21 protein-coding genes are annotated in these 20,425 nt (G+C 41.2%); 8 read left to right on the top strand and 13 right to left on the bottom strand.

Annotation, left to right across the window (positions count from 1 at the left end; all coding sequences use genetic code 11):
- Positions 1-130: 130 nt before the first annotated feature.
- From H6G28_RS02545 to H6G28_RS02540, 3 genes are all read right to left on the bottom strand, one after another.
- Positions 131-349, bottom strand: a complete 219-nt coding sequence (locus tag H6G28_RS02545; protein ID WP_190668759.1) for a DUF6887 family protein — start codon at positions 347-349, stop codon at positions 131-133.
- Complete coding sequence (locus H6G28_RS37745) at positions 349-525, bottom strand: DUF6888 family protein (RefSeq protein WP_397328983.1); 177 nt, start codon at positions 523-525, stop codon at positions 349-351. The genes H6G28_RS02545 and H6G28_RS37745 overlap by 1 nt, the downstream gene beginning before the upstream one ends.
- Before the next feature lie 282 nt (positions 526-807).
- Complete coding sequence (locus tag H6G28_RS02540) at positions 808-1,104, bottom strand: DUF3288 family protein (protein WP_190587988.1); 297 nt, start codon at positions 1,102-1,104, stop codon at positions 808-810.
- Positions 1,105-1,333: 229 nt separating this feature from the next.
- Here H6G28_RS02540 and H6G28_RS02535 point away from each other — a divergent pair, with 229 nt between their 5' ends.
- A complete protein-coding gene (locus tag H6G28_RS02535; protein WP_190668757.1) occupies positions 1,334-3,775 on the top strand; it encodes an ATP-dependent Clp protease ATP-binding subunit in 2,442 nt (813 codons plus the stop codon).
- Positions 3,776-4,349: 574 nt separating this feature from the next.
- Positions 4,350-7,868, top strand: a complete 3,519-nt coding sequence (locus H6G28_RS02530) for a WD40 domain-containing protein (protein WP_190668755.1) — start codon at positions 4,350-4,352, stop codon at positions 7,866-7,868.
- 372 nt (positions 7,869-8,240) lie between these two features.
- On the opposite strand, the gene H6G28_RS02525 is transcribed toward H6G28_RS02530, so the two are convergent.
- Both H6G28_RS02525 and H6G28_RS02520 read right to left on the bottom strand, forming a co-directional pair.
- Positions 8,241-8,462: a hypothetical protein gene (locus H6G28_RS02525; RefSeq protein WP_190587991.1), complete on the bottom strand. Its 222-nt coding sequence runs from the start codon at positions 8,460-8,462 to the stop codon at positions 8,241-8,243.
- An 89-nt stretch (positions 8,463-8,551) separates the two neighbouring features.
- The gene (locus tag H6G28_RS02520; protein WP_190668753.1) at positions 8,552-9,391 is read right to left on the bottom strand and encodes a hypothetical protein; all 840 of its coding nucleotides are present in this window, start codon (positions 9,389-9,391) and stop codon (positions 8,552-8,554) included.
- Between the two features lie 302 nt (positions 9,392-9,693).
- Between H6G28_RS02520 and H6G28_RS02515 the strand changes: the two genes are divergently transcribed.
- The gene (locus H6G28_RS02515) at positions 9,694-9,882 is read left to right on the top strand and encodes a CopG family transcriptional regulator (protein ID WP_313933864.1); all 189 of its coding nucleotides are present in this window, start codon (positions 9,694-9,696) and stop codon (positions 9,880-9,882) included.
- Between the two features lie 79 nt (positions 9,883-9,961).
- On the opposite strand, the gene H6G28_RS36655 is transcribed toward H6G28_RS02515, so the two are convergent.
- The 3 genes from H6G28_RS36655 to H6G28_RS02505 form a co-directional block, all read right to left on the bottom strand.
- The gene (locus H6G28_RS36655) at positions 9,962-10,114 is read right to left on the bottom strand and encodes a ribbon-helix-helix domain-containing protein (RefSeq protein WP_062289322.1); all 153 of its coding nucleotides are present in this window, start codon (positions 10,112-10,114) and stop codon (positions 9,962-9,964) included.
- Between the two features lie 769 nt (positions 10,115-10,883).
- Positions 10,884-11,621 carry a 2-phosphosulfolactate phosphatase family protein gene (locus H6G28_RS02510; RefSeq protein WP_190668751.1) on the bottom strand — a complete coding sequence of 246 codons (738 nt, stop codon included), beginning with the start codon at positions 11,619-11,621 and terminating at the stop codon, positions 10,884-10,886.
- Positions 11,622-11,760: 139 nt separating this feature from the next.
- A complete protein-coding gene (locus tag H6G28_RS02505; protein WP_190668749.1) occupies positions 11,761-12,396 on the bottom strand; it encodes a Uma2 family endonuclease in 636 nt (211 codons plus the stop codon).
- 201 nt (positions 12,397-12,597) lie between these two features.
- On the opposite strand from H6G28_RS02505, the gene H6G28_RS02500 reads away from it, so the two are divergent.
- The 3 genes from H6G28_RS02500 to psb35 all read left to right on the top strand — a co-directional run bounded on the left by H6G28_RS02500 (position 12,598) and on the right by psb35 (position 14,379).
- Complete coding sequence (locus tag H6G28_RS02500; protein ID WP_062289328.1) at positions 12,598-13,017, top strand: BlaI/MecI/CopY family transcriptional regulator; 420 nt, start codon at positions 12,598-12,600, stop codon at positions 13,015-13,017.
- Positions 13,018-13,863: a M56 family metallopeptidase gene (locus tag H6G28_RS02495; RefSeq protein ID WP_190668747.1), complete on the top strand. Its 846-nt coding sequence runs from the start codon at positions 13,018-13,020 to the stop codon at positions 13,861-13,863.
- 288 nt (positions 13,864-14,151) lie between these two features.
- Positions 14,152-14,379: a photosystem II assembly protein Psb35 gene (psb35, locus tag H6G28_RS02490; RefSeq protein WP_190587996.1), complete on the top strand. Its 228-nt coding sequence runs from the start codon at positions 14,152-14,154 to the stop codon at positions 14,377-14,379.
- A gap of 104 nt (positions 14,380-14,483) precedes the next feature.
- On the opposite strand, the gene H6G28_RS02485 is transcribed toward psb35, so the two are convergent.
- Positions 14,484-14,906, bottom strand: a complete 423-nt coding sequence (locus tag H6G28_RS02485) for a tellurite resistance TerB family protein (RefSeq protein WP_190587997.1) — start codon at positions 14,904-14,906, stop codon at positions 14,484-14,486.
- Between the two features lie 57 nt (positions 14,907-14,963).
- Positions 14,964-16,313 carry a 16S rRNA (cytosine(967)-C(5))-methyltransferase gene (locus H6G28_RS02480; RefSeq protein ID WP_190668745.1) on the bottom strand — a complete coding sequence of 450 codons (1,350 nt, stop codon included), beginning with the start codon at positions 16,311-16,313 and terminating at the stop codon, positions 14,964-14,966.
- Between the two features lie 267 nt (positions 16,314-16,580).
- On the opposite strand from H6G28_RS02480, the gene arfB reads away from it, so the two are divergent.
- A complete protein-coding gene (gene arfB / locus H6G28_RS02475) occupies positions 16,581-16,994 on the top strand; it encodes an alternative ribosome rescue aminoacyl-tRNA hydrolase ArfB (protein WP_190668743.1) in 414 nt (137 codons plus the stop codon).
- 136 nt (positions 16,995-17,130) lie between these two features.
- On the opposite strand, the gene H6G28_RS02470 is transcribed toward arfB, so the two are convergent.
- Both H6G28_RS02470 and H6G28_RS02465 read right to left on the bottom strand, forming a co-directional pair.
- A complete protein-coding gene (locus tag H6G28_RS02470) occupies positions 17,131-17,520 on the bottom strand; it encodes a hypothetical protein (protein ID WP_190668741.1) in 390 nt (129 codons plus the stop codon).
- Positions 17,517-17,984: a hypothetical protein gene (locus tag H6G28_RS02465; protein WP_190668739.1), complete on the bottom strand. Its 468-nt coding sequence runs from the start codon at positions 17,982-17,984 to the stop codon at positions 17,517-17,519. The genes H6G28_RS02470 and H6G28_RS02465 overlap by 4 nt, the downstream gene beginning before the upstream one ends.
- Positions 17,985-18,159: 175 nt before the next feature.
- Here H6G28_RS02465 and H6G28_RS02460 point away from each other — a divergent pair, with 175 nt between their 5' ends.
- Positions 18,160-18,468: a hypothetical protein gene (locus H6G28_RS02460; RefSeq protein ID WP_190668737.1), complete on the top strand. Its 309-nt coding sequence runs from the start codon at positions 18,160-18,162 to the stop codon at positions 18,466-18,468.
- Positions 18,469-18,573: 105 nt separating this feature from the next.
- Here H6G28_RS02460 and H6G28_RS02455 read toward each other — a convergent pair whose 3' ends face one another.
- Entirely contained in the window at positions 18,574-20,019 is a 1,446-nt protein-coding gene (locus H6G28_RS02455) for a glycoside hydrolase 100 family protein (protein WP_190588001.1), read from the bottom strand.
- Positions 20,020-20,425: the final 406 nt, after the last annotated feature.

Here is a 20,425-nt window from a genome sequence, read left to right as displayed (position 1 = left end):
CTTTATCAAGTAAGGCAGCAGGTAGGAGTTTCGCTTTGTTGAGTTCGGGTTTGTTTTACAAACTTACTTTTCTAAGTAATTAGGCTGCGATCTTTAAGCAAGTTCTGAAAGATGGCGATCGCGCTAACATTTAGCTTGACTTGCCACTCTGATACTCTGCCATTTGCTGATGGATAGCCGCCTGAATTTTGCTGTCAAAATCTGGATCGTTGATTGTTGTGATCACAGGACGTGAACGTTCTCTACGCCTTGCCAAATAAGCTTGGAACGCAGCATTATCATCTCGATGAGTCAGAAAATAACGCCTTAATTCTTGATAGGACATCGCTGCATAATCAACTGAACTCATCACAGTACCTCCCCATTCGGAGTAACTTCAAATTCGATTTCTTCGCTTTGCCCTGCCAACACATACAAATTTTGGGTTCGATCATCGATACAAACCAGATGAATCGGCTGCAACATTCGATATGTTAAATGGTAGCAAATTCGATACAGGCACCCCAACTGACTATTAGTAGGCATCAAACCCAACTAGGTAAACAATTGTCCTGATAATACTTCCTTGCGTTTATACGCAAAAGCAAAGTTCTTGGGATGTTGGATTTTGTTTCTCAACACAACCCCCGCCTAAAATCAATATTTTTGCTATAAATCTTATTTTATTAAGTATTAGGACTTACGCAAGAACCATCTCCAATCCTCTTAACTTCGTGTCCTTTGCGCCCTTTGCGGTTCGTTTTTTCATGATTTTGCGTAAGTCCTGAGTATTACAGATTAATATTTCTCGAAATAGATAACAAAGGATTAGTTCCAATCTTGTTCTTCTTTCTTACCGCGACTTTTGTAAATCCCCCCTACGTCGTGAATTTGGCGGGTTTTAGCGAAAAGTTCTGCTTCAGTTAACCCCCATTGTTGCAAAACTTTATCTAGGTCTTTTTGGATGTCCCGTGCGCCGGGAAAGCCCTGATAACGGATGCGTAACCGGGCCAATTCTGCCAAATTATAGTCTGTTGCCTCTTGAGCGAGTAGAATATCAATAAAGGGGCGATCGCGGTTGTAAAGTGGATGTTGTTGATCTTTACTCCCGTGCTGTTCTGCCATAGTTTATACCTTTAGTCGGATTCTTAATTCATTCTGAGTCTAGAGTTGAGATTCCGTCCAACGCCAGATAATAGAAGATGAGGGCAAACACACCTTTACGCTTACGGCTCTCACCACTGCCAGTCAATCATAAATAAAGATACATTGTCTTTAAGAAAATAGAAAAAGTTTTAACGAGGGTGAACCTCAATCACCCCCAGTCCAAGCAGCAAGGGAGCAAGAACCCGCTATGTTTGAACACTTCACTTCCGAAGCCATTAAAGTCATCATGTTAGCTCAGGAGGAAGCACGTCGTCTGGGACACAACTTCGTAGGAACTGAACAAATTCTCCTGGGTTTAATCGGAGAAGGAACGGGAGTTGCTGCCAAAGTGCTGAGTGAGTTGGGCGTTACCCTCAAAGAAGCACGACGGGAAGTTGAAAAAATTATTGGTAGAGGTTCTGGCTTTGTACCGCCAGAAATTCCTTTTACACCAAAAGTCAAAAACCTCTTCGAGCAATCGTTTAAAGAAGCTCACAGTCTAGGACATAACTACATCAACACTGAACACTTGCTGTTAGGTTTAACAGAAGCAGGTGAAGGTGTTGCAGCTAAAGTATTGCAAAATCTGGGGGTTGACCTCAGACTCATCCGCACTACTGTCTTACGTCGTTTAGGTGAAGATGGCAATGTAGCTGTAGGTGGTAGTAGTCCCCGCCGCAACCAACAAGCACTCACCCTAGAAGAGTTCGGCAGAAATCTCAGCAAACTCGCCCAAGAAGGCAAGCTAGACCCTGTAGTTGGTCGGGAAAAAGAAATTGAGCGTGCCATTCAAATTCTCGGTCGCCGCACGAAAAACAATCCTGTGTTGATTGGTGAACCAGGAGTGGGAAAAACTGCGATCGCAGAAGGTTTAGCACAACGTATTGCTAACCAAGATGTTCCTGAACAGTTGTTGAATAAACAAGTAATTAGCCTTGATATGGGCTTATTAGTCGCAGGAACTCGCTTCCGTGGTGATTTTGAAGAACGCCTGAAAAAAATCATGGACGAAATCCGCTCTGTCGGTAACATCGTCCTAGTAATTGACGAAATTCATACCCTTGTGGGTGCTGGTGGCACAGAAGGCGGCTTAGATGCAGCCAATATCCTCAAACCAGCTTTAGCACGCGGTGAACTCCAATGTATCGGTGCAACCACCCTGGATGAATACCGCAAGCACATCGAACGTGATGCCGCTTTAGAACGCCGTTTTCAACCAATTTTGGTCGGTGAACCTTCTGTAGAAGAAACCATCCAAATTCTTTACGGTTTGCGCGGTGCTTACGAACAACATCACAAAGTCGAAATTTCCGATGCGGCGGTATTAGCAGCAGCCCAGTTGTCAGATCGTTATATTAGCGATCGCTTCCTGCCCGATAAAGCCATAGACTTAATTGACGAAGCTGGTTCCCGTGTCCGGTTGCGGAACTCCCAAATTTCCGCCAACAAAGAACTCAAGCGTCAACTAACCAGCATCACCAAAGCGAAACATGAAGCCGTCAGACTTCAAGACTTCGATAAAGCAGGCGAACTGCGCGACCAAGAATTAGAACTGGAAGCGCAAATTCACCAAGACCAAAATATTCCTCAGCCCATTGTTGACGAAGAAGACATTGCTCAAATCGTCGCCTCTTGGACTGGTGTCCCAGTCAACAAACTCACCGAATCTGAGTCAGAGTTGCTGTTACACCTGGAAGACACCCTGCATCAACGCTTAATCGGTCAAGAACAAGCAGTTACCTCTGTATCTCGCGCCATCCGTCGGGCTAGAGTTGGGTTAAAGAGTCCCAAGCGTCCAATAGCCAGTTTTATCTTTTCCGGCCCCACAGGCGTTGGTAAAACAGAACTAGCCAAAGCTTTAGCTTCCTACTTCTTCGGTGCAGAAGAAGCGATGATTCGCTTAGATATGTCCGAATTCATGGAAAGCCATACCGTATCTAAGTTGATTGGTTCGCCTCCTGGTTACGTCGGCTACGATGAAGGCGGTCAACTTACCGAAGCCGTGCGGCGCAGACCCTACACAGTGCTGTTGTTCGACGAAATCGAAAAAGCGCACCCCGATGTCTTCAATATGCTGCTGCAAATCTTAGATGACGGTCATCTAACTGATGCCAAAGGTCGGAAAGTTGACTTCAAGAACACTTTGATCATCTTGACTTCTAACATCGGTTCTAAGGTGATTGAAAAAGGTGGCGGTGGTTTAGGTTTTGAATTTGATAATCAAGCCGAAGCCAGCTATCACCGCATTCGTAACTTAGTAAATGAGGAACTCAAAACTTACTTCCGTCCCGAATTCCTCAACAGAGTTGATGAAATTATTGTCTTCACTCAGTTGAGTAAGGATGAAGTCAAGCAAATTGCTGAGATTATGCTGCGTGAGGTTGCTAATCGCTTGACAGAAAAAGGTATCACCTTGCAAGTGACAGACGCATTTAAAGAATTGGTCGTCAATGAAGGTTATAACCCCAGTTATGGTGCTAGACCTTTACGCAGGGCAATTATGCGCCTGTTAGAAGATTCTTTAGCGGAAGCACTACTAGCCGGCGAAATTGGCAATGGTGACACAGCAATTGTCGATGTCGATGATGATGGACAAGTGAAAGTCCGTAAATCAGATACACGAGAATTACTTTTGGCAAACGCTCGTTAATCTTTAATCATCTAATAGCTTGACACTTGAAAATCCCTTGGGAAATCAACCAAGGGATTTTTGCAATTGATACTAACTGAATCAAATTAAAAGTAATGCTCCAAGATTTTCTTAGTGAGTATTGACCTGGTATATGCTAAGATACAGCCGAAATTACGTTTAATTTACTTACTGGTGTATATAAATAATTCCGCATAAACCATAGCTTTTGAATTGTCTTTTGATACATTCAGAATAATTTGCCACTATTTCCAGATCAGTCCGTTTTATTCAAGATCATAAAACTGGCATATTCTCAGAATCTTCCAGCCAAGATTGTGTGTATAAATTTAGAATCATCACATTCGTAAGAATTCAGGAGCCGCAAAGCCGACGACAGTCGCACGCCACTTGCTACAACTTTGGCAAACAAAGCAACGCGCTGTCTTCCCAACGCACTACCGACGCTCATACGTCACTAGCACTGCGCTAACACGACGGCACATTTTCCTCCTGAGTGCTGACTTCTTAGTAACATTCTTTTTTTAAAGCCAAAAATATCAGGGATAAGTGATAGTTATTATAGTTTTAATACATGGTTTTACAGAATTGGAGACGTAAGCGTGGTGTTGCACTTACTACTAGAGGTTTACAAAAACTTCAGGAGGCAAAACGTAAGTCAGAAGCACAAGAAAATTTTGGCAATAGCTACACATTAGAAGATATCAGCGAACTTTCGGGGTTACATCCTAGTACGATATCCAAAGTACTAAATCGAGAAGGTGGAGTTGATAAAAAGACTCTGGAAAAACTATTTTTAGTTTTTGATGTCAAAATCAATGAAAGTGATTATTTAAGCTCTAATACTCGTTTAGATTGGGGAGACGCAAGTTTTTTACCTGTTTTTTATGGGCGTAAAGAAGAACTGGCTGCATTAGAACAATGGATTTTAGATGAACATTGCCAATTTATCGCCTTGTTAGGGATGGGTGGTATTGGCAAAACGGCGCTGGCTGTAAAATTAGCGCAAGAAATTCGGGAAGATTTTGAATATGTAATTTGGCGATCGCTCCGCGAAGCTCCACCTGTAAAAGCTATCATCAATCAATTACTGCAATTTTTATCGGATGAGCAAGAAACAGAAGCGAACTTACCCGAAAGTTTAAGCGATCGCATCTCCAGGTTAATTGATTATCTGCGAAATCATCGCTGTCTAGTAATTCTGGACAATGCCGAATCAATATTACGTTATGGTAGTCGAGCCGGCAAATATCGGGAAGGATATGAAGGTTATGGTGAGTTGTTTAAACGTCTAGGAGAAGCGACTCACCAAAGTTGTTTAATCTTAACCAGTCGGGAAAAACCCCAAGAAATCGCATTATTAGAAGGCGAAGCTTTACCAGTCCGTTCCTTACAACTAAGTGGCTTGAAGGTAGTTGAAGGACAGGAAATTTTAAAAATCAAAGGGTTATCGGCCGCCGAAGAAGAATGGAAAGCCATGATTGAATCCTATGGTGGTAATCCCTTGGCTTTGAAAATAGTCGCTACAACCATTGAAGATGTATTTGCGGGGAATGTCAGCGAGTTTTTACAGCAAAATACCGTGGTTTTTGGCGATATTCGAGATATTTTAGACCAGCAGTTTGAGCGGTTGTCAGATTTAGAACAAGAAATTATGTACTGGTTAGCAATTAATCGTGAACCAGTGACACTCTCAGACTTGCGGGAAGATATTGTCTCGCCAGTGGCACCACAAAAATTGCTAGAGGCGGTAGAATCTTTGGTGAGGCGATCGCTAGTAGAAAAAAGCACAGCCACTTTTACCTTACAACCTGTAGTCATGGAATATGTGACTCAGGTATTAATAGAACAAGTCTGTGAGGAAATTGTCACTGATCATATTCAACTTTTGAGATGCCATGCTTTAATCAAGGCCAGTGCAAAAGACTACATCAGAGAAACGCAAATTCGCCTGATTCTGAAACCAGTCATTGATGCTTTGCTGACGGCATTAAGAAGCAAAAAAAGAATTGAAAACCAATTAACTCAAATTTTAGCCAAACTCCGAGAAGAATCACCACAGGAACCAGGTTATACAGGTGGAAATATTCTCAATTTGTTTTGTAAACTCCAGACAGATTTAACTAGTTTTGATTTCTCTCAATTAACTGTTTGGCAAGCAGACTTGCGGAATGTAAAACTACATAATGTCAATTTTCAAAACGCTGATTTAACTAAGTCTGTTTTTGCAGAAACCTTTGGCGGCGTTTTATCTATTGCTTTTAGCCCTAATGGCAAACTTTTAGCAATGGGTGATACCAATGGCGAAATTCGCCTATACCAAGTTACCAATTGCAATCAAGTTCTCACCTTTCAAGGTCATACTAACTGGGTACCATCACTTTCTTTTAGCCCCGATGGCAGCATCTTAGCCAGCAGTAGTAGTGATCATACAGTGAAGTTGTGGAATTCTCATACTGGTCAATGCTTGAAAACTTTACAAGAACATGAACACGAAGTTTGGACAATTGCCTTTAGCCCAGATGGGAAAACACTAGTAACAGGTAGTAATGATCGTACTATCAAACTGTGGAATGTTAGTACTGGTGAATGCCTGCAAACATTTCATGGACATACAAGTTGGATCATTTGTGTAATTTTTACTCTGGATGGTCAAACTCTCGTGAGTGGTAGTGATGACGACACAATTCGGATGTGGGATGTCAAAACTGGTGAATGTATCAAAATTTTGCAGGGACATCGTGATGGTATTAGGTCGTTAACTCTCAGTCCTAATGGGCAGATAATTGTCAGTGGCAGTGATGACCAGACAGTGAAGTTATGGAATATAGACACGGGTGAATGTATTAAAACCTTACAAGGACATCATGCTGCTGTCTGGTCTGTGGCCATTCATCCCCAAGCTCATCTCATCGCTAGTGGCAGCCTCGACCATACAGTGAGATTATGGGATTTAAATACAGGTCAATGCTTAAAAATTCTTCAAGGACATTCCAGTTGGGTATTTTCTGTGGCTTTTAGTCTGCTAGGAGATATTCTGGCTAGTGGCGGTGACGATCAAATCGTAAAGTTATGGAACGTTAGTACTGGTCAATGTCTCAAAACTCTCAGTGGATATACGAGCCAAGTCTGGTCAGTTGCTTACAGTCCAGATGGACAGTTTTTGGTGAGTGGAAGCCATGACTGTATAGTGAGGTTATGGAATGTTAATACAGGCCAGGTCTGGCAAACTTTTTCAGGACATCGTGCTGCCGTTAGATCAGTAACGTTTAGTCCTAATGGACAAATTTTAGCAAGTGCTAGTGACGATCAAAGTATCAAATTGTGGGATATTAAGACAGGTCAGGCTTTGCAAACTTTTCAAGAACATCGTGCTGCCGTCCAGTCAATTGCTTTCAGTTTTGATGGTCAGATGTTAGCAAGTGGTAGTGATGATCAAACTATCAGGTTGTGGGACATTAATACAGGTCAAGTCTTACAAATCCTCCAAGGACATCATGCAGCTGTTCAATCAGTTGCATTTAATCCGCAAGGGAGGATATTGGCCAGTGGTTCTTGGGATCAGAAAGTCAAGTTATGGGATGTCAACACTGGTGAATGCAAACATACATTAGAGGGGCATACAAATTGGGTATGGTCGATCGCTTTTAGTCCCAATGGCGAACTACTGGCAAGTGCTAGTTATGATGGAACAATACGGTTGTGGAGTGTTAACAGTGGTGTATGTGTACAAACTTTTGAGGTTTGTGCAAATAGTATTGTGAAAGCTGTGGCTTTTAGTCAAAATGGACAAATCCTAGCTAGTAGCAGTCCCGATTACACTATTAAGTTATGGAATGTGGATACAGCTAAGTGTCAGAAAACTTTATCTGGACATTCTGCTTGGGTCTGGTCAATTAACTTTAGTGCAGATAATCAAACTCTGGCTAGTAGTAGTGCAGATGAAACAATTCGACTTTGGGATATCAACACAAGCGAGTGTTTAAAAACTTTGAAAGCTCAAAGATTTTATGAAGGAATGAATATTAGGGGAATGACAGGTTTAACCGCTGCTACTATTTCTACTCTTAAAGGTTTGGGAGCAATTGGCTAGGAACCATTTGGTTAAAAGGCAATACAGTTCAGTTAAGGCAACAACTTAGACTGGTGTAGGTTGGGTTACGCTATCGCTACACCCAACCTAATATGCTCTTAACTGAACCGTATTGGGTTAAAAGGTTTATTTCTATCAATCCCTGAATTGTTTAATTTGTGATTATTTGAGTCTAAGTAGTTTTTAACTTTCTTTAATACAAACTAAACAATCGAGGGATATTCACTAGTACCGCTACCCAGAAGTCAAAATTCAACAGTTAAAAAGCCTATAAAACAAGCTTTTTACTAACTTGAAATGGTATCTTTATGTTCGCTGCGTTGTACTAGTTAGCTCAAGGTCTATTTAAAAATTGTGTAGATAGACAAGCAACTAAAAATCAGCCATAGGAATGTCACTGGGTAATCCATATACGAATTCTTCAAACATAATTTTCTCCAGTTCCAAGTCTGTGTCATCTAATATTACTAAGTTATTTTCGCTGACATTAATATTAGAATCCTGAATATTTAAAGTTTGGTACTGGAATGCAGCATCATCTTGGGTAAAAGATGGCTGTTTGAGAGTTTTGTGCGGGGATGTTGCAGTTTTCATGGTCTTCTCCTTGGTAGTTGCACCGAATTCTATGTTGTTAAAATTGCTGACAAAATTTCAGTTTTGTTTTTTAGGAAGTTAGCCGTTGATTACTTAGATTGACCTGCGCTTATTGACAGTTTTAGCGGCTTTAAAACATTCTCAATCTCCTCATCTGTTATGTAAGCTTCTGATGGTGGGCTAAAACGCAATAAAGCAGCTTGGTAACAAGCTTGTACCACGCGATCACGCTCTTGATGAGTTAGCCCTGTAATCATCGCCACCGTTTCTTTAACGTGCTGTACCTCTGTGGTGCTAATGGCACTATGTACACGTAGACAACGAGTGGCATTGATTCCTGGTGGTAGTAATGCTTCTACTTTCTGGATGTAAGCTTCTCCTATACATGTACCCAGGCGTTCTGCTGTATAGGAATAGCCTACACAATCAATTGGATCTGAATCCTCGGCGCTTTGAGCAAAATAATCCATCAATGCTTTAGCCGCAGGCGGATAAAATGCTCCGACAACAGCTTCAGCTTGATACCCCATTGAGCGAATGTCTCGCAGTGCAAGTATATCGTGACCTGCTTCTTCTCTACCTTTTTGTTCTGCCCACTGTGACAAACTCTGACGATTGGTTGCAGCAAAACGCGATCGCGCTTTTTCCATGAGTCTTGGTGTTGAATGACACAAATGGTAAAAACCAGCAAGTCGCCATACCCAACGTGTAGGAGTTAAAGCTGGTGGTCTTCGCTCAGATTTGACGGCGTGCCAAGCAGATACGATGGCACGATCTAAAAATTTCTGGGTTTTATTTAAGATATCTGCATCAATTCTTGTGGGAGTACAGGAATCACTACTATCCATCAATGGTGGTTGATCTACCAAAATACTGTGGCCTGTTTTAACCTCTACTTTGTCAGGCTCATTTAAAAATGGATTAGGCATAGTTTGTTGTATAATCTCCTATCTGCCAGTATCTTGAAGGCTACTTATGCTGTTGCGAAAAATGTGGATTTTTCAACCATAAGAAGACTTAAACCCCCCATTTATGAGAGTTTTTTACACATTTTGCCTGTATTCACTAATAAAACTGGGTTCTCAAAGGCTAATTTCTTTGCTTTTAAATTCAATTTTGGAAAAACGAAGATAAGTAAAAGCTTAACTTTAAGCTCAAAATCTTGATTTTCACTGGTCAAGATGTTGCAGTCTTGGCAATATCTTAATTAGCCTCCATACACATTGAAAAAATGATGGATAGAACAGCTGCGCTTGGATTTTCTAGTTTTCCAACCTCCAGTAAAAAACAAATAGTCAAGCAAATAACTGTGGACTTGACTCCAGACGAAGCTCAAACGCTAGAGAAATATTGTGGGCAAACAGGCCAAGCAATCTCGAATGTGATTGAGGAACTCATCCGAGGCTTACCTGTGAGCTAAGTTTTTCACTCCAACTCTTTAATTTAGAGTTGAGAAAATTATCAAGACAACGGTTTGCAACACAGACCGAACTGCAATCCTACTCAGACCTTGTAGTAGCCAATCCGCGAATCAGTTCTCTGATGACATCTGTTGCTGGCCTTCCTGTCTGGTCACAATATTTTTCCAGGTTCTTCGCTTCGTTTAGTGCTAGGTTGATGGTTATTCGCTTGACCGCCCATTTTTTATTCATGCTATCAGTCTGGTTGTATTAGATAAAACTACGAAAATTTTCATTTATTTCGACCATTCTCTTGTCTTAACTATGCGTTTCGGCGTAATTAGACAGAGATTTTTTATCTGTTTGAAATTAGTTAAGAAAAGCATTTGTCTGCTTTCATCAGCTATCTTCAGACAAGATAAACAAGTTTATTTGCATTGCTATGAGTCTTGGTGTATAACCTGCTCATAACATCTTTGTTTTTTCCTGGTATTTAGGCCAAGTAATAAATTTCTTATTGAGAATATTACCACCCAAGTCAACTATCAGCCAAATATGATGTCATCACAAGTTGTTGTGAAACTCAGTAAGAAAATGCGACCAATTCTTGCTGTTTTATAGATTTAAAATGGCAAAATCAGCCCGAAGTAAAGATATAAGCGCAAAAGTAAGGTTGAAAATGGAAAAATTACCTACCAATCCATTTTAAATCGCTCAGAATACCTATTACGGCTGTTTTTAGTTCGGTACTGAAGTTATGCCTGAAGTATTTTAGTTAAGTTTTTTAAATAGTAAACAAATGTTATATTAAATAATTTGATAAAATATCCCTGGTATTGATACCAGGGATATTTTTAATCATTCATGAATGCAAACAGAACAAGGGTTACGTAAAGATTAAGCTTCCAGATAGATAAACAAAGATAAATTTGTTACATTTGCATCTAAAAAAATCCCCAATAATACTAAGATAAGCATCTGAAAAAACTTGGGAATGTTTTGGATGATGTTTGAGTAATGCTTAGTTGTTGCTTTTTAAAACTCCTATTTCCTGTTGCATTGGTAAAACATCCAAAATATCAGTTTGGGAGCAATATTTCAGGTCTTCATGACATTCAAGGCGTAATAATCGTTTACCGTGACTAGCATGATGAAATAATCCCAACAAGTTATCTTGCCACTGGGTGTAAAGAGCGATCGCACCAATCAATTCATCATTACCAGCTAATTGATCTGGAGACACATGAGTTTTTTCGAGGATACTATGAGCGATCGCACCTGCACAAACTGTATCTTCTAAAGCAAAACTCCCTTCCCAACCAGAACCAACAATCCAGACTGTTTCGGGCTGTTTTTCTAACAGAAAATCTACTATGGCAGCGCGGTTAATTAAAGCGGCTGCTAATACAGATGGAGAGTTTTGGATTCGTTGTAAAGCACGAGTACCGTTAGTCGTACTAATAAACAAGCGGCGACCATGCACTAGTTCTGGTGTACAGTCTAGGGGAGAGTTACCAAGTTCAAAGCCAGTGACTTTAGCTCCGCCACGTTCTCCTGCTCTTAAGCGTTTCTCTACTGGCCATTGTTCGCTAACTTCGATGAGCTTTTCTAAATCACTGAAGACTTGTACTGCTTCACCGCCAGCCGCTAAGACTGTGGCAATTGTACTAGTGGCTCGCAAGACATCAACTGCGATCGCGCAGTCTGGAATTTCATCTTTAGGAGTTAATTCCGGAGTGTGGTATAAGAATAACTTCACGCGCTGGATACACCTGCTCTAAATATTATTATCGAGATACATTCTAATTTGTGTTAACAACCATAATGACAATTTAAGCAATAGGAATTTTTCGGGGTTATGGCAAGACATTGGCCAATGAGGGCAAATATCCTTGACTTTAACTGTTATTTAACTGTTGTTTAAGATGGCGAATCGCCGCACTAGTATTACGTTGATAAGCAATTTGTACACACTGAGCAATGACGCTGTGCAGATCCAAGCCTGGAAAATAGCGACTCTGGGTTTGCAGTTGGTAAATACTTCCCTGTAATTGGTAAATTAATAACTGCTGTTTTTTGAATAGCCACACTTCTGGCACACGATAAGGCAGATAATCTTCCACATCGGAATAACTAGTGACATCAATTTCAATTACCAAATCAGGCGGGGGATCTTGTCGCCAGTCAATTCGCTTTTTGCCGGAAACAGCTTGCCAATTATCAATGTAAAAACAATAGTCAGGCTCAATACCGCTTTCTTCCGGTAGAGTCATCGTCACAGGGGTAAACGCATCATATTCCCTGCCATCATGATCTAAAAGTGTGACAACAATATTGGCAATCAAATGAGCATCTCGTCCATGTACAGGCAAAGGTGACATTAGTAATACTTCTCCATCACGATATTTAATGCGGGGAATTGAGCCATCTCCCCGTTGTTCACAAAGGCGCTGATACTCTTGCCAAGTAGCAGGTAGGCGCACCACAGAACCAGCAGGTAATTGAATTTTGTCAATTGAGACAAGGGCATACATAATTGCAGATCCTTTGAGTGGTAGTGAAGGACAATGATTATGAAGATTTGCGATGGTATTTTCAGAGGTGCGATCGCTTGATTGATTTAATGGAATTAGGTATGTAAAAAGCAAGGGATATATAATAACTCTACCTTGGTCAATCAAGAGGGGAATTTTGCATCAAATCTGCCAATGTAAACTCTAGGATCTAAAATCGACATGGCACCTTTACCCGATTACCGTCCAAAACAACTGTCTGTAGGCCCTTTGGAAGCAGAAATTTTAAATATTGTCTGGGAGCTTGGTTCCGCGACAGTTAAAGATGTACACGATCGCATTTTGGCTGATCCTAACCGAGAATTGGCTTATACTTCTGTCACCACAGTGCTGCGTCGGCTCACCGAAAAAGGCTGGCTGGCCTGCGATAAACAAGGAAGAGCTTTTTATTGGCGACCTTTGCTGAGTAAACAACAGGCGCAGGTGATTAAAGCTCATGATCAACTACAACGCTTTCTCGCAGTGGGTAATCCCGATGTGATTGCGGCCTTTGCTGATAGTCTGGATGAAACAGCCCAAGCGCAAATCGAAGCCATAGCCAAGCGGATTCAAGCTGCACGCCAAGCCAGGGAGGAACAATAAATGCACCTAATCATGATTTTGACGGCTGTAGCAGTTTCTTGGATATTAAGATGCTCTTGGGTGAATAGTCCGGGTAATTGGAATTTGCGCTGGCGGAAAGCTTTATTTATCTTTTTGTTTCCGCCTTTGTTGATATTTATGACTGCGATCGCTCTGCTGTGTATGGGGCCGCAAGGTAAAATGGGCGGAGTCTACACAGGCTGGTTGAGCTATGATTTAGCGTTTGTCATTCTCGGCTATTTTGCTGTTTTGTGCATAAAACTCGCCATCCAAGGTTGGCAATCTGTAGAATCTGCCCGTCATGCTCCCTTGATTAATCTTGATGGTAAATCAGCTAGGCTAATTAACACACCAACGTTGTTTGCTGGTCAAATTGGTTTTTGGCAACCAGAACTAGTAGTTAGCCAAGGATTACTCCAAAATCTTTCACCTGCTCATGTTGAAAGTGTCTTAGCCCATGAGCAAGGACATCATTATTACCGCGATACATTTTGGTTTTTCTGGCTGGGTTGGGTGCGTACTTGCACCGCTTGGCTACCGAATACAGATGCGTTGTGGCAAGAATTATTAGTGTTGCGCGAACTACGTGCGGATAGTTACGCGGCTGCTCAAGTTGATCCACTGCTGTTAGCAGAATCGTTAGTGTTAGTTGTGAGTCAAACTTCTGTCCTACCGGAATCTGAGGTTTGCTGTGCGGCGTTGGGTAGTAGTTTAGGCGATCGCTTGGAACAAAGAATTGATGCTTTACTTGCACCACCAGAACCAAAATTAGCGATGAACTGGCAGTCTTGGCAAGGATTTATCTTAGCGTTTATCCCGTTATTTACTGTCTTATTTCATACATAAAGCATGGAGTTGCTTGCAGAAATAATATTTTTACTCTCACCTCAACTAGAGACGTTGTATACAACGTCTCTAAAAATTTGAATATAAAGCGTTTAACACTGTCACCTGTCCCCTGCTATATATACAGAATTTTTTATTGAAAATTTTTTTGTAACCCTTACACTGTCAAGGTTTCACGTCTTCTGTATCTGCTGAAAGAGCCACTATTTCAAACTTGGGGAGGATGTAAGTGATACTCTAGTTTTATAGTGTCTTAAGTAGTGTTGCGTAAAAAAGGAACATATACTCATGCTTATATTAATGCAGGCAGCAGATTCAGTAGCAACAGGCGGAGGTCATTTCCCCCTGGCTTTTACATTGGTTTATGTAGTTGGGTTTATTGCTGCTGTCACCATTGGTTCTATTGCTTGGTACAACTCTAAACGCCCAGTTGGTTGGGAAAGTAAAGAACGTCCCGACTTTGTACCCAAAGTAGACAAAGAAGAAACTCCCGGTATTGGTGAACCGAAAGCATAGTTGGTCAATAGTCAACAGTCAATGGTCAATGCTCAAAGTTTTAGATTGAGAAATCTAGACTTTTGACTTTTGCCTTTGGACTCTTGACTATAGACATTAGAGCATTAATTCTGTACCTCGACCCAACGACGATAAAGCGTTTGAATTTGTTTAAGCAACGCATTATGAACTGGTTGTTGGGCAGAATCTTGTTCAGCTAAGTCCTGAATTTGTGTCAGGAGTCTAGCTTCTTCGGTTGCGACTTCGCCATCGCTATAAATTAAGCCGCTAATAGCTTCAATCAGACTTTCGCAATCTTCCAAGCTTGGGCGATCGCCTAAATATTCTTTCACCCAGGCGTAACACTCTTTGGGTTGCACGGGTACTAATTCGTACAACCAAGGCTTAATTTCTGGATCGGTAGCCAAACCTTTAGCTTGGGCAATTTCGCGGAGATACTGTCGTTCCTCTGGTTGAATTATCCCATCAATCCAAGCTGCTCCAATCAAGATTTTAACTAAGTTCTTTACATTGGAATCAGTAACCATTGCTGCCTCCTGTGGGAGATTGGGGCTTCCATCAAATGGTACAATCCCTGGCAGTAATCACCCTGAATCATTAGTTTTTCTTAAGCGCACCATGAAAAAGCCATCCATATCCCAACGGTGCGGCCAGACTTTCAGCCAGCCTTGGGGTGTGGAATAAACAGAGTAGGGTGAACTAGGTTCGAGAGGCTCAATTTGCCATTGCGGATTTTCTGCTAAAAATTCCGAAATTACGGCTTCATTTTCGGCTGGATGCAGTGTACAAGTAGCATAAACCAGCACGCCACCGTTTTTGACAAAATTTGATGTGTGGGAAAGTAATTGCTTTTGTAGCTGTGAAAGTTCTTGGCTAGATTCTGGTGTTTGTCGCCAACGTGCATCGGCGTGGCGGTGTAAGGTTCCTAAACCCGAACATGGAGCATCTAGTAACAGGCGATCGCCAATATTGTAAAATTGCGGCAAGTTACGACTGTCGCCAGTACAAATTTCAATTGATTGCAAATTGAGTCGCCGCGCATTTTCTTGGAGTTTTCGCAATCGGGAATCAGTGCGATCGCAAGCCCAAATTTTACCTTGATCCTGCATCAACTCTGCAATGTGTGTTGTTTTCCCTCCAGGGGCGGCACAGGTATCAATCACCACTTCACCCGGTTGGGGGTCGAGTAAATGACTCACCAGTTGGGCGCTTGCATCCTGCACAACCCACCAACCTTCAGTAAACCCAGGTAAATTTTGCATCGCACCAGGACTGCTAATTAACCGTAAAGCTTGGGGTAAATTGGGGATTCTTTGAGCTAAAACTCCCGCCGATTCTAAGGCTGTGGCTACTTGTTCTAAATTGGTGCGGAGTGGGTTGATGCGTAAATCGATTGTCGGTGTTTGGTTCATCCATTCACAGAGTTTTTCGGTTTCCGCAACACCAATTTGGTCTAGCCAAACTTGAATTATCCAGTCGGGTAAACTATGCAAAATCCCCAAGCGTTCCACAGGGTTATCTGGTAACTGCAAAGGTTCGGGGGATTTTTCTGCAAGACGGATGTATTGACGTAACAAACCATTGACAAAACCTGTGAGTCCCGAAAAACCATTTTCCTTAGCGAGTTCCACGGTTGTATTCACTGCTGCTGAAGGGGGAATGCGTTCTTGGTAGCGGAGTTGATAAAAACCGAGATGTAGGATGGTACGCAGTTCTGGTGGTTGTTGATGAGATTTTTTCGTGGCGAGTTGGTCAATTAAAGCATCGAGGGTGCGTAATCTGCGGACACTGCCATAAACTAATTCTGTCGCTAGGCGGCGATCGCTATCTGGCAATTTAAATTTTCGCAACACTCTATCTAAGGCAACATCAGCATAAGCCCCTTTGTGAACATCTCGCAAAGCAACAAAAGCTATTTGGCGGGGGTTGGTCATAAGTTTTCATTTACCCCCGTTGACTTGGCAGGGCTGTATTATTCTATCAGCATGGTACACACAAATCGAATCGCCTTAAACCAAAAACCCAGTCGGGATGACTGGGCTTTGGATGGGGTAATTTTCCCCTAGTTATTTATAGAAGTTATTTATAAGTTGCTTGACTAATAAGGACTACACCGCCTAAATTACAAATTCCAGAAAACACTAGATACACAAAGTTTAACTGCCCTACTTTCTCTGTGGCTTCGGGCGTATAGTAAAGTTATGCTGCAAATTAAGAATAAAATCATCATCCCCGATAGCGAACTCGAAATTAGCGCGATTCGTTCTCAAGGAGCAGGGGGTCAAAACGTCAATAAAGTTGCTACAGCCATTCACTTACGCTTTGACATTGAAGCTTCATCACTACCCGTTTTCTATAAACAGCAACTTCTCAAGCTCAACGACCGACGCATAACTCAAGATGGAGTTGTTGTCATCAAGGCTCAAGAACACCGTAGCCAAGAACAAAATCGGGAAGAAGCTTTGCAACGACTCAAGCAACTCATACTCAGTGCAGTTGTACTGCCCGAAATCCGCAAACCCACCAAACCAACTCGTAGTTCTCAAAAAAAACGTCTTGACAGTAAAACTAAGCGTAGTCAAATTAAGTCAACCAGAAGGCAGGTAATTGATTAAAATCTGATGCAGCCAGAGAAAAGTGCGGATATCGCTCCTTTTTCCTCTAAGAAATTGCAGATATCCAGCAGTGAAGTAAGAACGTTCACGTATCACTTGAATCAATGTATTAGCACCCTATCATTGATTTTAAGTATTATTCATTACCTATAACCCAAGGTTGATTTTGTTGAATCAACTGGTTAATCGCTTCTGGTTTTATCGGACTGTAATAGCAGTAGATAACAGCACTATGCACTGGTGCAGTTTCACACGAGGGCATGTTTCCATTACCAACTAAAACCATTTTTTGAGGTACAAACACCTCATAGCTAACCAGTTTCCATTCATGTTCAGGATTGTTTTTGTAACCAGCAGTCCACACAATAGTTTCAATCTCAGCGATCGCATCATCAACTCCACCACAAATTTCCATTCCACCCGTAAGTTCATATCCTGGTGCATTGAAACTAGGAAAAGTCAGAATGGATGTTAAAAGCGTGTCGCCTCTCAACTCGTTGAATTGTTCTAATTCTTGTAAGTTCATCTGTTGTCTCCAAAACTTGTTTGTTCTCCAGGAAAAATACACCAGTATCCACCACCAACGGCTGGGTGTTGTCTTTTTAGTGTTTTACCTATCTTTTTGGCAATCTTATAACAGTCAGTAACAGTATTAGCCCAGTGAGCATCTCCTAGTTTTGCTGCCTCAATCCCAGATATAGCTCTACTCTGTAAAGGTTTGGCTGTACCAACTAATCTTTCAGAATTGTTGATTTGTCCATTTGCGTCTGCTGCATAATGCTTCCCATCCCTGGAACGCCAGATATAGTAAGCCGTGCCACCTACAATAGCAACTCCAACCAGTACACATCCTACCCCAGCCGTGCCTGCACAAAAAGCTGCGGGTGCAAGTACCGCAGGATTCGCGTTAACTGGGTCATTTGGCAAAGCAGTCCCACACAGAACCAAACTTGTTCCTATGGCAACAATTTTTGACTTGAATTTAAGCATATTTTAATGGCTTTGGTTCGCCAACTGAAGCAGCTTGTTATGTACTTCTGCATCCTATCAAATGTGGGCTTAATTGTGACATATTTGGGTCATATTTGGGATAATTATTTTGTTCATCCTTTTTTGTGCCAACTCTGGGGCAAATCTGGAACAATAGAATCGCTTAGGTAGCAATATGAATGCAGTAGAATCAAACCCCAAAAAGGATGAAATGCCCAGAAAGGATGAAAGGTTAGCGATTCCGGCGCTTGGTGAGTATTACAATGATTTACTCACTGTTGATTCATGGGTAAATGGTCGAACTAAGGTTGCCCAGGCACAATCTCTTTTATGTGCCAAACTTCAGGAGCGAGACAAGTTAATTAGAGAAAGGGTGGAATATTTAGCGAAAAAGCGGGGTATTACCTTTGATGAAATGTGGGCAGAAATCCTGAATGGCACTGCTCAAAAAATAGTTCCCGGTGAAGGTGAAGGGCTAGAGTAAGCTTTTTGGGAATTTTTGCGTGAGTCCTGATAAAAACAGAATATATAGCTCAGTCGCCAGAATTCAATTCTGAATGCTGGCGACTGAATTCTTTGTTACTCAATATCAGGAGCTAAGAGGATCTACACTGCGGATTTCAAACTCACATGCTCTTGATACTAAATCTGGTGGTAACTTATCGAAACTTACTAGCGGTAAATGAGAAGCATCTTTAACTAATTCTTTCGCTAATAAGAAACCTGCAATTGTCCAGGTTTGATACTTTCTCGCTTGTTTACCAATTAATCGTCCTTTTTTACCATCATAATATTCCGGCCATTCATCTTCACCAATGCGTGCTTCTGCAATGGCGATCGCTTTTTTTGCCAAACTGGTTCTATTAGTTTTCATGGCTGCTGCTGTTAACATCCACATCAGCACAGGCCAGCTACCAGCATTATGATAAGACCAAGGTATATTTTTCGGGTCACATCCAGTTACAATTCTGTACTCTTCATCTTCTATCGCTGGGAAACAGATTTTCATCGGCATATCTCCGACTAAATCGTCCCATCTTTTCTCAATCAGATTCATAATGGCTTGTGACTGTTCTTCTGTGGCTAGATCAGAAATTATCGCCATCAAGTTACCCAAGGCAAAAAAGCGCGTATCTAACTGAGATGGCCCGACATTCCCAGCCAGATAACCGCCTTTTTTGGGTAGCCATTTATCTAATTCATAATAGGGAATTGAGTCTACATAAATGTTAAATAGATTCACCGCCGCCTTGCCATATTCTTCACCTTTGAAGCGATAAATGGCATTTAAGCGATTAATATCTATCCAATAATGCTGGCGAATATGTCCGCATAAAAGTGGTAAACGATTATCAATTGCCATCACAATATCTTGATTACCTTGGCAAATTAATAACTCCCGTGCTGCCCTGAGTGCTGTGTAGAATAAAACTTGTATTTCGAGAGGATGGCCATATATACCCATCCGACGATCAATCATACAAGCACCGTCGGGAACTAACAGTGTTGGGTACATATCAAAACGATTCGCCAAACAAATTTCCATAATCAACCGAATGCCATTTTGAAATTCTGGCTGATAAGCTATGGAAAAATCTTTTGTCGCTACAACATAAGCACGCAACAAAATAATCCACCACAGACAAGAATCTACAGGTGTGACTCTGGCGATCGCATGTTCCCCAAAATCTGCTTCTAAATATTCTTCGCCATTCTCGACAACAACTTTAAAGCTGGCCGGAATTAAACCTCTCCCTGGCTTATAAGCATCTAATTGCCGTTCTTTTGGTTGTAACTTTAAAGTTTCTTCCAAAAAGTTACGCACAATATCTGTTCTACCTTTAGCAAGAAAAATTAATGCTGAAGAGACAAAATCTCGAACAAAACACTGGTCATAATTAAGTGCTTCTACAGAATTATCATAAGCGGCAACTGTACCAATCGGTCGCCCTCGATAATATAGAATCGATTTTTCTAGTGCTTCCCATGCGGCTTTTTCTGTAATTTCATCTGTTAATAAGTTCTCTATCTGCATTGTCAAACAAACTCCTTATGGGATGTATTTTTGTGGTAAATGCTCCTGATTTGCTGATTTTCTGCCATCATCATAACAAAGAGCCTTTAAGAAACGACAGAAATGTTATCTTCTTAAAGTTGATTTTTGCTGATTATAATTAACAGTTTTGTAGGAATTTAAATGCTGATTAATTTACAGCAATTCAATGATAATTTTTATGAATTGCCTGGGAAAATACTCCTGAAAATCTGGAGACAAGATATAGTCTGAGATTAATTACGTTCTTTTTCTATGTAGAACCATTTATATCAATCAAAATATATCTCGTAAGCTATTTAAAGCCTCTATTATTTTCAGTATAATTACGGATGATAATTGGGTTTTGGAAATGACAATTTTGATTTCCCCTACAAATTAATAATTT

Origin of the sequence: Nostoc sp. FACHB-190 (assembly GCF_014696905.1) — a bacterium.
Taxonomy (GTDB): domain Bacteria; phylum Cyanobacteriota; class Cyanobacteriia; order Cyanobacteriales; family Nostocaceae; genus Nostoc_B.
The sequence above is the reverse complement of the archived record's forward strand: the minus strand, read 5'-3'. Positions and strand labels throughout refer to the sequence as shown.

What these genes read in the sequence shown, in the direction of transcription:
- arfB (WP_190668743.1), top strand. Translation starts at nt 16,581, where the DNA reads ATGCTGCAAATTAAGAATAAAATCATCATCCCCGATAGCGAACTCGAA.
- H6G28_RS36655 (WP_062289322.1), bottom strand. Translation starts at nt 10,114, where the DNA reads ATGAATAAAAAATGGGCGGTCAAGCGAATAACCATCAACCTAGCACTA.
- H6G28_RS02545 (WP_190668759.1), bottom strand. Translation starts at nt 349, where the DNA reads ATGAGTTCAGTTGATTATGCAGCGATGTCCTATCAAGAATTAAGGCGT.
- H6G28_RS37745 (WP_397328983.1), bottom strand. Translation starts at nt 525, where the DNA reads ATGCCTACTAATAGTCAGTTGGGGTGCCTGTATCGAATTTGCTACCAT.
- H6G28_RS02515 (WP_313933864.1), top strand. Translation starts at nt 9,694, where the DNA reads ATGATGGATAGAACAGCTGCGCTTGGATTTTCTAGTTTTCCAACCTCC.
- H6G28_RS02485 (WP_190587997.1), bottom strand. Translation starts at nt 14,906, where the DNA reads ATGGTTACTGATTCCAATGTAAAGAACTTAGTTAAAATCTTGATTGGA.
- H6G28_RS02455 (WP_190588001.1), bottom strand. Translation starts at nt 20,019, where the DNA reads ATGCAGATAGAGAACTTATTAACAGATGAAATTACAGAAAAAGCCGCA.
- H6G28_RS02530 (WP_190668755.1), top strand. Translation starts at nt 4,350, where the DNA reads ATGGTTTTACAGAATTGGAGACGTAAGCGTGGTGTTGCACTTACTACT.
- psb35 (WP_190587996.1), top strand. Translation starts at nt 14,152, where the DNA reads ATGCTTATATTAATGCAGGCAGCAGATTCAGTAGCAACAGGCGGAGGT.
- H6G28_RS02535 (WP_190668757.1), top strand. Translation starts at nt 1,334, where the DNA reads ATGTTTGAACACTTCACTTCCGAAGCCATTAAAGTCATCATGTTAGCT.
- H6G28_RS02520 (WP_190668753.1), bottom strand. Translation starts at nt 9,391, where the DNA reads ATGCCTAATCCATTTTTAAATGAGCCTGACAAAGTAGAGGTTAAAACA.
- H6G28_RS02525 (WP_190587991.1), bottom strand. Translation starts at nt 8,462, where the DNA reads ATGAAAACTGCAACATCCCCGCACAAAACTCTCAAACAGCCATCTTTT.
- H6G28_RS02500 (WP_062289328.1), top strand. Translation starts at nt 12,598, where the DNA reads ATGGCACCTTTACCCGATTACCGTCCAAAACAACTGTCTGTAGGCCCT.
- H6G28_RS02505 (WP_190668749.1), bottom strand. Translation starts at nt 12,396, where the DNA reads ATGTATGCCCTTGTCTCAATTGACAAAATTCAATTACCTGCTGGTTCT.
- H6G28_RS02480 (WP_190668745.1), bottom strand. Translation starts at nt 16,313, where the DNA reads ATGACCAACCCCCGCCAAATAGCTTTTGTTGCTTTGCGAGATGTTCAC.
- H6G28_RS02540 (WP_190587988.1), bottom strand. Translation starts at nt 1,104, where the DNA reads ATGGCAGAACAGCACGGGAGTAAAGATCAACAACATCCACTTTACAAC.
- H6G28_RS02470 (WP_190668741.1), bottom strand. Translation starts at nt 17,520, where the DNA reads ATGAACTTACAAGAATTAGAACAATTCAACGAGTTGAGAGGCGACACG.
- H6G28_RS02495 (WP_190668747.1), top strand. Translation starts at nt 13,018, where the DNA reads ATGCACCTAATCATGATTTTGACGGCTGTAGCAGTTTCTTGGATATTA.
- H6G28_RS02465 (WP_190668739.1), bottom strand. Translation starts at nt 17,984, where the DNA reads ATGCTTAAATTCAAGTCAAAAATTGTTGCCATAGGAACAAGTTTGGTT.
- H6G28_RS02460 (WP_190668737.1), top strand. Translation starts at nt 18,160, where the DNA reads ATGAATGCAGTAGAATCAAACCCCAAAAAGGATGAAATGCCCAGAAAG.